The organism is Bradyrhizobium vignae, from assembly GCF_004114425.1.
GTDB lineage: Bacteria > Pseudomonadota > Alphaproteobacteria > Rhizobiales > Xanthobacteraceae > Bradyrhizobium > Bradyrhizobium vignae.
The window spans coordinates 41,902-56,127 of record NZ_RDQF01000051.1; the positions used below are offsets into that span (position 1 = coordinate 41,902).

The 14,226-nt window shown below is 65.2% G+C and carries 16 protein-coding genes; 7 read left to right on the forward strand and 9 right to left on the reverse strand.

The annotated features are described in order from the left end of the window. The first annotated feature begins 58 nt into the window (after window positions 1–58). Window positions 59–724, forward strand: coding sequence for a thiol:disulfide interchange protein TlpA (gene tlpA, locus EAV90_RS30625; RefSeq protein ID WP_122400777.1), 666 nt, complete (start codon window positions 59–61; stop codon window positions 722–724). On the opposite strand, the gene EAV90_RS30630 is transcribed toward tlpA, so the two are convergent. From EAV90_RS30630 to EAV90_RS30655, 6 genes are all read right to left on the reverse strand, one after another. Beyond that, window positions 721–915 carry a putative motility protein gene (locus EAV90_RS30630; RefSeq protein ID WP_027562813.1) on the reverse strand — a complete coding sequence of 65 codons (195 nt, stop codon included), beginning with the start codon at window positions 913–915 and terminating at the stop codon, window positions 721–723. The two genes, tlpA and EAV90_RS30630, sit on opposite strands and share 4 nt — an antisense overlap. 186 nt (window positions 916–1,101) lie before the next feature. Continuing rightward, window positions 1,102–1,983, reverse strand: a complete 882-nt coding sequence (locus EAV90_RS30635) for a 3-hydroxybutyryl-CoA dehydrogenase (protein WP_122400776.1) — start codon at window positions 1,981–1,983, stop codon at window positions 1,102–1,104. Between the two features lie 209 nt (window positions 1,984–2,192). Then, window positions 2,193–3,137 (reverse strand): electron transfer flavoprotein subunit alpha/FixB family protein, encoded by a 945-nt coding sequence (locus tag EAV90_RS30640; RefSeq protein ID WP_129145576.1) that lies wholly within the window; start codon window positions 3,135–3,137, stop codon window positions 2,193–2,195. Next, a complete protein-coding gene (locus EAV90_RS30645) occupies window positions 3,137–3,886 on the reverse strand; it encodes an electron transfer flavoprotein subunit beta/FixA family protein (RefSeq protein WP_122400775.1) in 750 nt (249 codons plus the stop codon). Before EAV90_RS30645 ends, EAV90_RS30640 begins: the two co-directional genes overlap by 1 nt. Window positions 3,887–4,011: 125 nt before the next feature. After that, window positions 4,012–4,584: a cob(I)yrinic acid a,c-diamide adenosyltransferase gene (locus EAV90_RS30650; RefSeq protein ID WP_122400774.1), complete on the reverse strand. Its 573-nt coding sequence runs from the start codon at window positions 4,582–4,584 to the stop codon at window positions 4,012–4,014. 88 nt (window positions 4,585–4,672) lie between these two features. Continuing rightward, a complete protein-coding gene (locus EAV90_RS30655; RefSeq protein ID WP_035711572.1) occupies window positions 4,673–4,867 on the reverse strand; it encodes a twin transmembrane helix small protein in 195 nt (64 codons plus the stop codon). Between the two features lie 314 nt (window positions 4,868–5,181). Between EAV90_RS30655 and EAV90_RS30660 the strand changes: the two genes are divergently transcribed. Next, window positions 5,182–6,075 carry a YihY/virulence factor BrkB family protein gene (locus EAV90_RS30660; RefSeq protein ID WP_122406362.1) on the forward strand — a complete coding sequence of 298 codons (894 nt, stop codon included), beginning with the start codon at window positions 5,182–5,184 and terminating at the stop codon, window positions 6,073–6,075. On the opposite strand, the gene EAV90_RS30665 is transcribed toward EAV90_RS30660, so the two are convergent. Continuing rightward, window positions 6,002–7,267: an ATP-binding protein gene (locus EAV90_RS30665; protein WP_122400773.1), complete on the reverse strand. Its 1,266-nt coding sequence runs from the start codon at window positions 7,265–7,267 to the stop codon at window positions 6,002–6,004. The genes EAV90_RS30660 and EAV90_RS30665 overlap by 74 nt on opposite strands. Before the next feature lie 101 nt (window positions 7,268–7,368). Further along, window positions 7,369–8,238: a tRNA glutamyl-Q(34) synthetase GluQRS gene (gluQRS, locus tag EAV90_RS30670; RefSeq protein WP_122400772.1), complete on the reverse strand. Its 870-nt coding sequence runs from the start codon at window positions 8,236–8,238 to the stop codon at window positions 7,369–7,371. Window positions 8,239–8,368: 130 nt separating this feature from the next. Between gluQRS and EAV90_RS30675 the strand changes: the two genes are divergently transcribed. Then, window positions 8,369–9,022: a DNA-3-methyladenine glycosylase family protein gene (locus EAV90_RS30675; protein WP_122400771.1), complete on the forward strand. Its 654-nt coding sequence runs from the start codon at window positions 8,369–8,371 to the stop codon at window positions 9,020–9,022. Here the strand turns inward: EAV90_RS30675 and EAV90_RS30680 are convergent. After that, entirely contained in the window at window positions 9,019–9,906 is an 888-nt protein-coding gene (locus EAV90_RS30680; RefSeq protein WP_122400770.1) for a LysR family transcriptional regulator, read from the reverse strand. The genes EAV90_RS30675 and EAV90_RS30680 overlap by 4 nt on opposite strands. A gap of 178 nt (window positions 9,907–10,084) precedes the next feature. Here EAV90_RS30680 and EAV90_RS30685 point away from each other — a divergent pair, with 178 nt between their 5' ends. From EAV90_RS30685 to EAV90_RS30700, 4 genes are all read left to right on the forward strand, one after another. Then, on the forward strand, window positions 10,085–11,059 hold the full coding sequence (locus tag EAV90_RS30685) for an NAD(P)H-dependent flavin oxidoreductase (RefSeq protein ID WP_129145577.1): 975 nt from the start codon (window positions 10,085–10,087) through the stop codon (window positions 11,057–11,059). Window positions 11,060–11,095: 36 nt separating this feature from the next. Then, on the forward strand, window positions 11,096–12,280 hold the full coding sequence (locus tag EAV90_RS30690) for an ABC transporter substrate-binding protein (RefSeq protein WP_122400769.1): 1,185 nt from the start codon (window positions 11,096–11,098) through the stop codon (window positions 12,278–12,280). 15 nt (window positions 12,281–12,295) lie between these two features. Further along, window positions 12,296–13,810: an acyl-CoA synthetase gene (locus EAV90_RS30695; RefSeq protein ID WP_122400768.1), complete on the forward strand. Its 1,515-nt coding sequence runs from the start codon at window positions 12,296–12,298 to the stop codon at window positions 13,808–13,810. Continuing rightward, window positions 13,782–14,226, forward strand: a 445-nt coding sequence (locus EAV90_RS30700; protein WP_164937177.1) for a hypothetical protein, incomplete at its 3' end; no start/stop codon positions are given. The genes EAV90_RS30695 and EAV90_RS30700, both read left to right, overlap by 29 nt.

Consider the following 14,226-nt stretch of genomic DNA (forward strand, 5'->3'; position numbering starts at 1 on the left):
CAGCCAGCCGTATTAAGAGGCCCCTGATAGCCATATCTGCGACCGGATGACAAACGATATGCTCGACCAGAAGCCCTCCGCCACGCGCCGCATCCCCCTCGTCATCGCCACCGTGGCGATTGGCGGACTGGCTGGCTTCGCCGCGCTGTACGGGCTCCGCCTCAACCGCGCACCATCTGGCGATCCCGCTTGCCGAACGGCGGTGGCCACAGCGCAGAAGATTGCCCCGCTCGCCCATGGCGAGGTGGCGGCGCTGACCATGGCGAGCGCCCCGTTGAAGCTGCCCGACCTTGTCTTCGAGGACGCGGACGGCAAGCCGAAAAAACTGTCCGACTTCCGCGGCAAGACGCTGCTGGTGAACCTCTGGGCGACCTGGTGCGTGCCGTGCCGGAAGGAAATGCCGGCGCTGGACGAGCTCCAGGGCAAGCTGTCGGGCCCGAATTTCGAGGTCGTGGCGATCAACATCGACACCCGCGACCCCGAGAAGCCCAGGGCGTTCCTGAAAGAAGCCAATCTGACCCGGCTCGGCTATTTCAACGACCAGAAAGCAAAGGTTTTTCAGGATCTTAAGGCCATAGGCCGGGCGCTGGGCATGCCGACCTCGGTGCTGGTCGACCCCCAGGGGTGCGAGATCGCGACGATCGCGGGACCGGCGGAATGGGCAAGCGAGGACGCGCTCAAGCTAATCCGGGCGGCGACCGGCAAGGCCGCCGCGTCGCTTTAAGCCGTCACGTTGAGATTGCCGCCGACGCCAGGGCCGACATTGGCGAGCGATGGCTGACCGGCACCGAGCAGCGTCAGAACGGTGGATTTCTCCATATCCATGTTCTGCTTGGTCAGCGTCGCCGCAATATTCGACTGCAGCGCGCCTTGCTGAGCGGCCAGCATGGTGCTGACCATTGCCATCATATCCATGACGCGAGCCCTCGTACCGGCCGTAACCTAGGCGCGAGGCGTTAACGAGAGGTGAGTGGGAAAGGTTTGGTGTCCCGGACGAGGTGCGGCACGAAGTGACGCGCCTCAGAGCCGGGGCCCCGTGCACGTGGCTTCTGTGCGCCGTCTCGGCAGCGCTCTGCGCTGCGTCCGGGGCACAGGACTGTCTTACCGCGTCGGAATCGGCTTGGCGCCGCGATAGTCGTAGAAGCCGCGCTGGGTCTTGCGGCCGAGCCAACCGGCCTCGACGTATTTCACCAGTAGCGGGCACGGGCGGTACTTGGAATCGGCCAGCCCCTCGTGCAGCACCTGCATGATGGAGAGGCAGGTATCGAGGCCGATGAAATCGGCAAGCTCGAGCGGGCCCATCGGATGATGCGCGCCGAGCTTCATTGCCGCATCGATCGCCTCGACATTGCCGACGCCTTCATACAGCGTGTAGATCGCCTCGTTGATCATCGGCAGCAGGATGCGGTTGACGATGAAGGCCGGGAAATCCTCCGACACGGCGACCTGCTTGCCGAGCCGGGCCACGAATTCCTTGGCCGTGTCGAAGGTCGCATCATCAGTGGCGATGCCGCGGATCAGCTCGACCAGCTCCATCAGCGGCACCGGATTCATGAAGTGAATGCCGATGAAGCGCTCCGGGCGATCGGTGGCGGCGGCGAGCCGTGTGATCGAGATCGAGGACGTATCGGAGGCGACGATCGCCTCCGGCTTCAAGACGGCGCAGAGTTCGTGGAAGATCTTGCGCTTGACCTCTTCCTTCTCGACAGCGGTCTCGATCACGAGGTCGCAATCGGCGAGATCGTCCAGCTTCTCGGCCGGCGTGATGCGCGCCATCGCCTTCGCCTTGTCGTCCTCGGTGACGGCTTTCTTGGAGACCTGGCGCGCCAGATTGCCGTTGATGGTGGCCATGCCCGACTTGAGGCGGTCGGCCGAAACGTCGTTGAGCACCACGTCGAAGCCGGCGAGCGCCGCGACATGCGCGATGCCATTGCCCATCTGACCCGCGCCGATCACGCCGACCTTCTTGATCACTGCCGCCATAATGTCATCCACCGGAACGGCGCGCATGTCGCGCCCTGCCTATCCCCTGAGCCGGGAGGTCTGATTTGACCAGAAGCCTGATTTAATCAGAACCTTGGCTCGAAACCTAGATTGGATCGCTTCGAAGGCGTGCCCCACGCCAAAGAAAACGCGTCAAAAATGAAACACCGGCCGGAGTTTATACCTCCCGGCCGGTGTTTTGTACGGCTTTACTTGCCGAGCTTGGCGAGTTCGGCCGTGAGCTCCGGAACCGCCTGGTAGAGGTCGGCGACCAGGCCGTAATCGGCGACCTGGAAGATCGGCGCATCCTCGTCCTTGTTGATCGCAACGATCACCTTGGAGTCCTTCATGCCGGCCAGATGCTGGATAGCGCCGGAAATGCCGACCGCGACGTAGAGCTCGGGCGCCACGACCTTGCCGGTCTGGCCGACCTGCCAATCGTTCGGCGCATAGCCCGCATCGACCGCGGCGCGCGAGGCACCGACGCCGGCGCCCAGCTTGTCGGCGAGCGGCTCGATGTATTTGGCGAAGTTCTCGCGGCTCTGCATGGCGCGGCCGCCGGAGACGATGATCTTCGCGGAGGTCAGCTCGGGACGGTCGCTCTTGGCGACCTCCTCGCCGACGAAAGTCGACAGACCCGGATCAGCGGCCGCCGCCACGTTCTCGACCGGCGCGCTGCCACCTTCGCCAGCTGCGGCGAAGGTCGAGGTCCGCACCGTGATGACTTTCTTGGCGTCCTTCGACTTCACCGTCTGGATGGCGTTGCCGGCGTAGATCGGGCGCTCGAATGTATCGGGCGCGACCACCTTGATGATCTCCGAGACCTGCATGACGTCGAGCAGGGCGGCGACGCGGGGCATCACGTTCTTGAAGCGCGAGGTCGCCGGCGCGACGATCGCGTCATAGCCGGACGCCAGCGACACGACCAGTGCGGCCAGCGGCTCGGCGAGGTCGTGCGCGTAGACGTCGCCATCGGCGAGCAGAACCTTCTTCACGCCGGCGAGCTTGGCAGCGGCATCCGCCGCGGCCTTGGCGTTCTTTCCGGCGACCAGCACCTCGACATCCGCACCGAGCGCGGCAGCCGCGGTCAGGGCCTTGTTGGTCGCATCCTTCAGCGACGCATTGTCGTGTTCGGCAATCAGAAGCGTCGTCATCAGAGCACCCCGGCTTCGTTCTTGAGTTTCGACACCAGCTCGGCGACGTCCTTGACCTTGACGCCTGCCTTGCGGCCGGCCGGCTCAGCCGTCTTGAGAACCTCGAGACGCGCGGCGACGTCGACGCCGTAATCGGTGACGGTCTTCTCCGCGATCGGCTTCTTCTTCGCCTTCATGATGTTGGGCAGCGAAGCGTAGCGCGGCTCGTTGAGGCGGAGATCGGTGGTGACGATCGCCGGTCCCTTCAGCTTCACAGTCTGCAGGCCGCCATCGACTTCGCGCGTGACCTTGAAATCAGAGCCTTCGACCTCGAGCTTGGAAGCGAAGGTCGCCTGCGACCAGCCGAGCAGCGCGGCCAGCATCTGGCCGGTCTGGTTGCTGTCATCGTCGATCGCCTGCTTGCCGAGGATGATGAGGCCAGGCTGCTCCTCTTCGGCAACCTTCTTCAGGATCTTGGCGACGGCGAGCGGCTCGACGGTGCCCTCGGCCTTGACCAGGATGCCGCGATCGGCGCCCATGGCGAGACCAGTGCGGATCGTCTCAGACGCTTGCGCCGGTCCAATGGAGACCACCACGACCTCGGTGGCCTTGCCGGCTTCCTTCAGGCGCAACGCTTCCTCGACCGCGATTTCATCGAACGGGTTCATGGACATCTTGACGTTGGCGAGTTCAACGCCCGACCCATCGCCCTTGACGCGGACCTTGACGTTGTAATCGACCACCCGCTTTACCGGCACTAAGACCTTCATCGATCCTCTTTCACTCAATTTAGGAGGGGGGTTATCAACTGGCGCGGAACCTAAAGGCCTGATCTGCCCCGGTCAACGCGCGAACGGCTCTAATTTTGGCCTTCTGAATTGCGGACCGCGATGGGTCAGCGGTTCTGGCCCGGAACCCAGAGCACATCGCCGGCGCCATTGCCATTAACGGCCCGGCTGGCCACGAACAGGAAGTCGGACAGGCGGTTCATATATTGGATGCCAGCCGCGCTGACCGGCTCGCCAGGCCGAGCCGCCAGTTCCACGATCACGCGTTCCGCCCTGCGGCATATCGTGCGCGCCACATGCAGATAGGCAGCGGCCGGCGTGCCGCCGGGAAGCACGAAGGAGGTCAGCGGCGCGAGCTTGTCGTTGAGCGCGTCAATGTCGCGCTCGAGCCGCTCGACCTGACCCACCACTACCCGCAGCCGCTCGGCTTTGCCCTCCCGTTCGGGCACGGCGAGATCCGCGCCGAGATCGAACAGATCATTCTGGATGCGGCCAAGCATCGCATCGAACTGGGGCATGTCCCGCGTGTGAAGCCTGACCACGCCGATGGCCGCATTGGTCTCGTCGACGGTGCCATAGGCCTCGATGCGCAGATCGTATTTCGGACGCCGCTCGCCGGTTCCGAGCGCCGTCGTGCCGTCGTCACCGGTCTTCGTGTAGATGCGGTTCAGCACCACCATGCTGGTCTCCTTGGTTTAGGGCATGACCTTGTCGGAAAACCGCTTCGCACTTTTCGCAAACGCGGCCCTTCGGGTTTCGGATCATGCCCTATCGCCCCATCGCCCAGACCGCGAGCATCGCGATGATGATCGCCACGAACTGAAGCAGCACGCGCCAGCGCATCAGCTTCTGCGAGGTGTTGGGCGAACCACCGCGCATCATGTTGACGAGTCCGAGCAGCAGCACCAGCGCCACGGCGCCCGCTGCCGCCGGCAGGATGAAAGTACTGAGGAGAGATGCCATTGGGGGTAGATAACACCGTGTGCGCCGGTCCGCCATGGCGTTCGCGATCTGGCTTTTGAGCCAATAATATCAGAAGCTGGTTCGATGATTTCCGATTTGCGCGAGCGCCCCGTTCTCTTCGCCTCTCCCCGCGTGCGGGAAGAGGCCGGAATGCGCGCGCAGCGCGGATTCCGGGTGAGGGGGATTCTCCGCGCGTCCCTCTCTCTTCGTCCCCGCGGAGAGTCCCCCTCACCCGCCGCCGAACGATGCTGCGCATCGCTCGGCTTGCGTCGGCCCCTCCTCGCGCGCGGGGAGAGGCGAAGCTGGAGCAAGCGGTGAAAGCGATCCGCTACATCTACGTCGTGGTGATGGACGCGTTCTACACGTTCCTCGCCGATGATGGTTGGGCGATCGCTAGCCACATCGCGCTGTCGACGCTGATGGCGCTATTCCCGTTCCTGATCGTGCTGACCTCGCTCGCCGGCTTCTTCGGCTCCAAGGAACTCGCCGACCAAGCCGCCGGCTTGATGCTTCAGGTCTGGCCCAAGCAGGTCGCCGATTCGATCTCCGGAGAGGTGCATGACGTGCTGACCACCACGCGCACCGGCATCCTGACCATCGGCGCGGCGCTGTCGGTCTATTTCGCCTCCAACGGCGTCGAGGCGCTCCGGGTCGCGCTCAACCGCGCCTATGCAGTGGTGGAGATGCGGCGCTGGTATTGGCTGCGGCTGGAATCGATCGCCTATACGCTGATTGCGGCCTTCACGGCCCTCGCCATGGCATTCCTGATCGTGCTCGGTCCGCTGATCATCGAGGCCGCGCGGCGCCACATTCCCCTGTTCGTCGAATCGAACGAAAGCATTCTCACCTGGCTACGCTACGGCATCACCATCAGCGCGCTGGTGGTGGCGCTGTTCATCCTGCACGCCTGGCTGCCGGCGGGACGGCGCAGCTTCCTCCAGATCGTGCCGGGCATCATCTTCACAGTGGTGGCGTCGCTGGTTTCCGGCGTCGTCTTCGGACAGTATCTGGCGCGCTTCGCCAACAACTACGTCACGATGTATGCGGGCCTCGCCTCGGTGATCATCGCGCTGGTGTTCCTGTATTTCATCGCCGCGATCTTCGTTTACGGCGGCGAACTCAACGCTGCGATCATCAAGTCGCGGCTTCCTCACGGCGTGTCGCTTCAAGCAGCGCAGTCGCTAAAGCCCGCGGAGACACAGGCTTGACTAGGAAGGCATCGGCACCGGCCTGGCGCGAGGCTGCCTCGTCCTCGCCGCGGCCGGACACGCCGATGATCGGAATCTGAGCCAGCGGCGTCGGCAGCGCGCGAATCCGCTTGATGGCCTCGATGCCGTCGATGCCCGGCAGGACCATGTCCATCAGCACCGCGTCGAACGCGCCCTGCTCCAGCCGGCCGACCGCATCCTCGCCGCGCCCGATGAACTCGGCATGATGGCCAAGCTCGGTCAGGATGGTGTTGAGCACGACGCGGCCGAATGGATTGTCCTCGACGCTGAGCACGCGAAGGGCGGCGACCGCTTCGGGCTCGCTGCCGTCCTTCGCCTTGCGAGTCTTGCCTGACCCCGCAGCATCCAGCGACACCGTCAACGTGAAGGTGGCGCCGCCGCCGCGGCGCGGTGCCACGGTGATATCGCCGCCCATCGCGCGGGCCAATTGCTTGACCGAGGAGAGCCCCAGGCCGGCACCGCCGAAGCGTGAGGCGATGGTGACATTGGCCTGGGTGAACGGACGGAACAGCCGCTTGATCTCGGCCATGGTGAGGCCGATGCCGCTGTCGGAGACCGCAAAGGCGACGCCGACCCTGCCCTTGCCCTTCGCTTGACCTTTGGCCGGACGCCACGGCTCGACTGCGAGCGCCACGCCGCCCTGGTCGGTGAATTTCACGGCATTGTCGATCAGGTTCTCGAGCGCGGCGCGCAGGCGGACGGGATCACCGACCACAAGTCCAGGGAGCTTTTCGGAGATCCCGACCTCGGCCCGGAGACCTTTGGCCGCGGCGCGGCCGGCCAGCGAATCGCCGGCGCTGCGGGCAAGCGTCCTGAGGTCGAACAGGTCCTGCCGCAGCGCGCCGCCGCCCTTTCCCGCCCCCTTGCCCGTTTTGGCGGCATCCACGAACAGCGTGGCGAGGCTCGCCAGATGCTCGGCACCGGCCTTGATCGTATCGGCCCAGCGCCGCTCCCGTTCGCCGAGATCGGAGGTCGCGAGCAGGTCGCTGATCGCCAGAATACCAGTCAGGGGGGTGCGGACCTCATGAGCAAAGGCGGCCAGCGCCGCCTGGACCACGTCCGGCCCGACCGCCTTGGTGCTGCGCTTGCGCAACCGGGCGGCCGCCCCGGGCTTCCGAGGCAGCCGCCTGGACGTCCGCGTTGTGCGCGCTGGACGCATTTTCGCCGCCATGAATCCCCTTCGAAGTACCCTCTTCGAACCCCGCACTGGCCAAGCATGGCATGGAGGAACCCCCGGAGTCACGGCGACGTTTAGCTAACCCCCAGAGAAACTTAATCTAATCCCACCAGCTGGCGGACACGGGCAGGCGCGATGCCGGCCGCACGCAAGGCGCGCAGACCGGTCGAGCGGCTCGACTTCGACAACTTCCGGCCTGCCTCGTCGCGAATCAACCGGTGATGGCGATAGGTGGGTTCGGGCAGGCCGAGCAGGACCTGTAACAAACGGTGCACCGATGTGGCATGAAACAGGTCCTGGCCCCGCACGATCTCACTGACGCCCTGGAGTGCGTCGTCGACGATCACCGACAGATGATAGCTGGTCGGCGTCTCCTTGCGGGCCAGGATCACGTCGCCCCACACCTCGGGCCGCGCCGGGACGCTGCCGCGCTCGCCATCGGGCCCCTCGCCGAGCTCGTTCCAACTCAGGCCGGCGGCGCCGCGGCAGGCGGCCGCCATGTCGAGACGCAGCGCGTAAGGCGCGCCCGAGGCGATCAGCTGCGAGCGCTCGTCAGCCGACAGTGATTTGGCGTCGCCCGGATAAAGCGGTGCGCCGTCCGGATCGCGCGGCCATGGCCCATCGGCCTCGCGCGCGGCCACAAGCTTTGCGATCTCGGCCCGGCTTTCGAAGGCGGGATAGACGAGACCGAGCGCAGAGAGCTTTTCCAGGGCGGCGCGATAATCGGCGGGATGTTCGGACTGCCGGCGCACCGGCCTCTCCCAGGCAATTCCGAGCCAGGCGAGATCCTCGTAGATCGCCGTCTCGTATTCCGGCCGGCAGCGCGTCGCGTCGATGTCCTCGATCCGCAACAGCAGCCGCCCGCCGGTCTCTCGCGCGCGATCGAAATTGAGCAGCGCAGAATAGGCGTGGCCGAGATGCAGGAAGCCGTTCGGGCTCGGGGCAAATCGGAAAACGGGTGGCATGAGTTCTCGGTGTATCCGTCATTGCCGGGCTTGACCCGGCACTCCATCCTCCATGACTCTGTTACGATAGGAGATGGATGGCCGGGTCAAGCCCGGCCATGACGAGTCCCATAACAATGATCCCATAAGAATGACCATTCACCTCGAAACCCAGTCCGATCTCGAAGACGCCGTTCACGCGCTGATCAAGCGCGATCCGCGCCTTAAACCCGTGCTCGAGATCGCGGGCATGCCGGCGCTGCGGCGGCGCGAGCCGGGTTTTACGGGGCTGGCGCACATCGTCTGCGGGCAGCAGCTCTCGACCGCGAGTGCCGCGGCGATCTGGGGACGGCTGTCGGCGGCGTTCGATCCGTTCGACCATGACGCCGTGCGCCGCGCGCGCACCGACCGGCTGGGACGGCTCGGCCTCTCCGCCGCCAAGATCAAGACCCTCAAGCATCTCGCCCGCGAGATCACCGCGCAGCGGTTGAACCTGGACGTGCTTGCAGAAGAAGATGCCGATGCCGCGCATCACACGCTGATCGCGCTGCCCGGCATCGGGCCGTGGACCGCGGACGTCTACCTGCTGTTCTGCCTCGGCCACGGCGATGCCTGGCCGGCCGGCGACCTCGCGGTGCAGGAGGGCATCAAGATCGGGCTCGGCCTCAAGGCGCGGCCGACGGAGAAGCAAATGGCGCCGCTCGCCGAACCCTGGCGTCCACTGCGCGGCGCGGCGGCGCATCTGTGGTGGAGCTATTACCGCGCGGTGAAGAAACGCGAGGGCGTGCTCGCGGGGGCGGGCTAGCCCCGCAGCCGCGCGCGGTCGGCCCGGGCGCATTCGGCGACGAAATCGACCACGGCGCGCACCGCCGGGAGCTCGACGAGGTCGGGATGGGCCAGCAGCCACAGATCCGCGACGCTGGCGAGCTTCTGCGGGGCGACGCGCACGAGATCGGAATAGGCTTCGGCGACGAAGCACGACAGTGCCGAGATTCCGATCCCGGCGCGGACCGCCGCCAGCATGTCCCCCTGGGAGGAGCAGCGCATCACCACCCTCGCCTGCCGCGTGACGACGTCGCTCCAGCGCGCGAGCTGCGCATTGGACGCCTGGTCGGCGAAACCGATGACGCTGTGCCCTTTCCACTCGCCGCGCCGTTCAGGCAGTGACCGCCCGGCGGCATAATCGCGGGAGGCATAGAATCCCGTGCCGAGACGGCCGATCTTGCGGCCAACCAGGTTTTCCTCGCCGCTGTCGACGGGCCGCAATACCACGTCCGCCTCACGCCGGCGCACGCTTGCCGGAAACGGATGGGTGATGATCTCGAGCTGGATATGATCGTGCGCACGCAGGAAGGCAGGCAAGCGCGGCATCAGCCAATGAGAGGCCAGCGTCGCGCCGATCGACAGCTTGACGATACCGCGCGCCTTGTGTCCTTTCGCCGCGACCGCGGTCTCGGCCCGTAGCGCCGCCGCAGCCATTGCCTCGGCGTGCTCGCGCAACGTCCTTCCATCCGCGGTCAGCGCCAGGCCGTCGGCGGCGCGCGCCACCAATCGGGTGCCGAGCTGGGCTTCCAGCGCCGCGATGTTGCGGCTGACGGTGGGATGGCTGGTGTGCAGCCGGCGGGCGGCGGCGGTGAAGCTGCCGGTATCGGCGACCGCAACGAAGGTCTTGCAAAGGTCCCAGTCCATCGGCAGCCTTGTTCATATCTAAATGATGGTCCGTTCATTATTGAACGGCCGGGCCGCGCCGTCCAACCTTATAATGGACTCAAATCCGCAACACGGGCGCCAATCCGCCCGCGCGACAATCAACATGGAAACGCCTCGTCATCCGCCCGCCGGCGGTGCCGCGTTTCAGGAGGACATGATGGCGCTGCCCACTCTCTTGAAGGATTCGCTCGAGCTGCCCGTCGTCGGCTCGCCCCTCTTCATCGTCTCCGGGCCGGAGCTGGTGATCGCCCAGTGCAAGGCGGGCGTGGTCGGGTCCTTTCCCGCGCTCAATGCCCGTCCGGCCGAGAAGCTCGACGAATGGCTGAGCCGCATCGAGGACGAGCTCGGCGAATACAGATCGCGCAATCCCGGCAAGAAGGTCGCGCCCTACGCCGTCAACCAGATCTGTCATACCTCCAACGACCGGCTGATGAAGGACATGGAGACCTGCGTCAAGCATAAGGCGCCCATCATCATCACCTCGCTACGGCCGCCGGCGAAGATCGTCGAGGCCGCGCACTCCTATGGCGGGCTGGTGTTCCACGACGTCATCAACGTCAAGCATGCGCGCAAAGCCGCCGAGCAGGGCGTCGACGGCCTGATCCTGGTCTGCGCCGGTGCCGGCGGACATGCCGGCACGCTGTCGCCCTTCGCGCTGGTCCGCGAGGTCAAGCAATGGTTCGACGGCGCGATCCTGCTGTCGGGCGCGATCAGCGACGGCTTTGGCATCGCCTCCGCGCTGACGCTGGGCGCCGACCTCGCCTATATGGGCACGCGCTTCATCGCCACGAGGGAAGCCAATGCCGACGAAGCCTACAAGTCGGCGCTGACGCAGCATGCCGCGCACGACATCGTCTACACCAACCTGTTCACCGGCGTGCACGGCAACTATCTCGGCCCTTCGATCGCCGCCGCCGGCCTCGACCCGGGCAATCTCCCGGTCGCCGACAAATCGAAGATGAACTTTGGCTCCGGCGGCAACATGAAATCGAAAGCGTGGCGCGACATCTGGGGATCGGGCCAGGGCATCGGACAGATCACCGATGTCCCTCCCGTCGCGGAGCTCGTCGACCGCATGAAGAGTGAATTCGATCAGGCCGGTCAGGATTTCCTGATGCGCGTGAGCGCCTGACGTCTCGGACCGGGCAAGAAAAAAAGGGAGGACATCATGAAGCTGGCAGCCGCATTGATCGGCCTGTCCCTGCTGGCGCTCGCCAGCGGCGGCGCCCATGCCGAAGGCAGCGGCGAGATCCGCATCGGACAAACCCTGCCCTATAGCGGCCCGGCCTCCGGCTTCGGCGCGATCGGGCGGACGCAGGAGGCCTTCTTCGAGAAGGTCAATGCCGAGGGCGGCATCAACGGCCGCAAGGTCAAGTTCATCACGCTGGACGATGCCTACTCGCCGCCAAAAACAGTCGAGCAGACCCGCAAGCTGGTGGAACAGGACGAAGTGCTGATGATGTTCGGCTCGCTCGGCACCGCCACCAACAGCGCCGTGCAGCGCTATCTCAACGGCAAGAAAGTCCCGCAGCTGTTCGTGCTCTCGGGCGCGACGAAATGGGCCGATCCGCAGAAATATCCGTGGACCATGCCCGGCATGGCCGCCTACGAGTCCGAGGGCGTGGTCTATGGCAAGCACGTGCTGCGGACCAAGCCCGACGCCAAGATCGCCATCCTGTCCCAGAACGATGATTTCGGCCGCGACTATGTCGCGGGCTTCAAACGCGCGCTCGGCGCCAAGGCCGCCAGCATGATCGTTGCGGAGCAGACCTATGAGACCAGCGCGCCGACGATCAGCTCGCAGCTCTCGACCCTGAAGGCGTCGGGCGCCGACGTGCTGTTCGGCGTCGTGCTCGGCAAGTTCACCTCGCAGATGATCAAGGGCGTGGCCGAGATCGGCTGGAAGCCCGAGCTGTTCTTCGTGCCGACCTCGGCCTCGTCGATCTCGTTCCTGGAGCCCGCCGGGCTCGACAACGCCGTCGGCCTGATCTCGTCGAGCAACCAGAAGGACACGATGGACCCGCAATGGGCCAACGATCCCGGTGTGAAGGAATATTTCGCCTTCATGAAGCACTACATGCCGAACGCGGATCTCTCCAATTCCAACTACGCAGCCGGCTACCACTATGCGACACTGCTGATGACCGTGCTGAAGGCGTGCAAGGATGATTTCAGCCGCGACAACATCATGCGCCAGGCGGCCTCGCTGAAGGAGGTGAAGCTGCCGCTGCTGCTGCCGGGCATGGCAGTTTCGACCGGCTCCGACGACTATCTGCCGTTCCAGCAGCTTCAGCTCCGGCGCTTCAACGGCAAGAGCTGGGTGGGGTTCGGTGACGTGCTGGACGATCGCTAGACTCGAGGACACACAATGATCATCAGCGGTGAGCGCCAGATCGGCTACGACGAGATCCAGGCGCGCATCAGACGCGCGGCAAGCGGGCTGCGCACCCTCGGCCTTGCCGAAGGCGCGCCAGTCGCCATGATGCTGCGCAACGATTTCGCCCTGTTCGAGGTGGTCGCGGCCTCGGCCGCGCTCGGCAGCCCCGTGGTGCCGATCAACTGGCACCTGAAAGCCGGGGAGGTCCGCTATATCCTGACGGATAGCGCTGCGAAGATCCTGGTCTGCCACGCCGACCTGCTGCCGCAAATTCGTGGCGGCATTCCGGAAGATGTCCGCCTGCTCGTCGTCGCGACGCCGCCCGAGCTGGCGACGACCTTCGCCATTCCCCATGAGCTGACCGAGGTCCCGGCCGGACTGACCGATTGGGACCGCTGGCGCAACAGTCATCCGGAAATGCAGGAGCCGCCGCGCCGTGCCGCGGCGATGATCTACACGTCGGGGACCACGGGCATGCCGAAGGGCGTGCGGCGCATGCCGATGCAGCCGGAACAGGCGGCCGCCTCCGAGCGCGTCGGCGCGATCGCCTACGGCATCAAGCCGCGCGAGGACCAGGTCGTGCTGATCAACGGGCCAATGTATCACTCCGCGCCGCATTCCTACGGCATGATGGCCTTCCGCAACGGCTGCACCATCGTGCTGCAGGCGCGGTTCGACGCCGAGGAGTTGCTGGCGCTGATCGAGCGCCACCGGGTGACGCATATCCACATGGTGCCGACCATGTTCGTCCGCCTGTTGCGCCTGTCCGAGGCCGTCAGGCAGCACTACGACCTGTCGTCGCTGCGCTTCGTCGTGCATGGCGCCGCGCCCTGCCCGCCCGAGGTCAAGCGCGCCATGATCGATTGGTGGGGACCGGTCATCAACGAATATTTCGGCTCGACCGAGACCGGCATCCCGGTGTGGCACTCGGCCGAGGAGGCGCTGAGGAAGCCCGGCACGGTGGGCCGCGCCATCGAAGGCGGCATCGTCAAGATTTTTCGCGATGACGGCAGCCTTTGCGACGTCAATGAGGTCGGCGAGATCTACATGCGCCAAACGGCGGTGCCGGACTTCGACTATCACGGCAAGGCGCAGGCCCGCGCCGAAGCCGGACGCGACGGCCTGGTCAGCGTCGGCGACGTCGGCTATCTCGACGAAGACGGCTATCTGTTCCTGTGCGACCGCAAGCGCGACATGGTGATCTCGGGCGGCGTCAACATCTATCCCGCCGAGATCGAGAACGTGCTGATCGCAATGCAAGGGGTGCGCGACTGCGCCGTGTTCGGCATTCCCGACGCCGAATTTGGCGAGCGGCTGTGCGCCTGCATCGAGCCGGAGCCCGGTGCGCAGCTCACGGCCGCGGGCGTGCAGGCTTTTCTGCGCGAGCGATTGGCCAATTTCAAGGTGCCGAAGGAGGTCCAATTCCTGGACGCGCTGCCCCGTGAGGCGACCGGAAAGATCTTCAAGCGCAAGCTGCGTGATCCTTATTGGGCAAACCGGAGTTGAGGGCACGCGAACGAACAGCGTTGAGGTTGCAAACGGGGCGGCCATAGTTGCCAGGCGCTGTGACTATGAGCACAGCTTGAGCAACATCGTCATTGCGAGCGCAGCGAAGCAAATCCAGGTTGTCTTCGCGGAGGGATTCTGGATTGCTTCGCTGCGCTCGCAATTGTGCATGTTCAATAATTCGCTGATTGGATCGCTCCAGCGGAGGAACGATCCGATGCGAGACAACAGCTATGACCGAACGGTTGAACGCAACTATCTGCAGAAGTGGCGTTTTCTGATTTGGGAGTATGAGGCGGTGAAGGCTGGCCGATCGCCGCTGTTCAAGCGGGTCGGCGACTTCTACCGGCACCACGGGACCTGCTCGCAGACGTTCCGCAAGTATTACAATCGCTATCTGCAGAGCGGCGAGGACG

Coding starts and splice junctions, on each gene's coding strand:
- tlpA (WP_122400777.1), top strand. CDS start 59: ATGCTCGACCAGAAGCCCTCCGCCACGCGCCGCATCCCCCTCGTCATC.
- EAV90_RS30630 (WP_027562813.1), bottom strand. CDS start 915: ATGGATATGATGGCAATGGTCAGCACCATGCTGGCCGCTCAGCAAGGC.
- EAV90_RS30635 (WP_122400776.1), bottom strand. CDS start 1,983: ATGGCGGCAGTGATCAAGAAGGTCGGCGTGATCGGCGCGGGTCAGATG.
- EAV90_RS30640 (WP_129145576.1), bottom strand. CDS start 3,137: ATGACGACGCTTCTGATTGCCGAACACGACAATGCGTCGCTGAAGGAT.
- EAV90_RS30645 (WP_122400775.1), bottom strand. CDS start 3,886: ATGAAGGTCTTAGTGCCGGTAAAGCGGGTGGTCGATTACAACGTCAAG.
- EAV90_RS30650 (WP_122400774.1), bottom strand. CDS start 4,584: ATGGTGGTGCTGAACCGCATCTACACGAAGACCGGTGACGACGGCACG.
- EAV90_RS30655 (WP_035711572.1), bottom strand. CDS start 4,867: ATGGCATCTCTCCTCAGTACTTTCATCCTGCCGGCGGCAGCGGGCGCC.
- EAV90_RS30665 (WP_122400773.1), bottom strand. CDS start 7,267: ATGGCGGCGAAAATGCGTCCAGCGCGCACAACGCGGACGTCCAGGCGG.
- gluQRS (WP_122400772.1), bottom strand. CDS start 8,238: ATGCCACCCGTTTTCCGATTTGCCCCGAGCCCGAACGGCTTCCTGCAT.
- EAV90_RS30675 (WP_122400771.1), top strand. CDS start 8,369: ATGACCATTCACCTCGAAACCCAGTCCGATCTCGAAGACGCCGTTCAC.
- EAV90_RS30680 (WP_122400770.1), bottom strand. CDS start 9,906: ATGGACTGGGACCTTTGCAAGACCTTCGTTGCGGTCGCCGATACCGGC.
- EAV90_RS30685 (WP_129145577.1), top strand. CDS start 10,085: ATGGCGCTGCCCACTCTCTTGAAGGATTCGCTCGAGCTGCCCGTCGTC.
- EAV90_RS30690 (WP_122400769.1), top strand. CDS start 11,096: ATGAAGCTGGCAGCCGCATTGATCGGCCTGTCCCTGCTGGCGCTCGCC.
- EAV90_RS30695 (WP_122400768.1), top strand. CDS start 12,296: ATGATCATCAGCGGTGAGCGCCAGATCGGCTACGACGAGATCCAGGCG.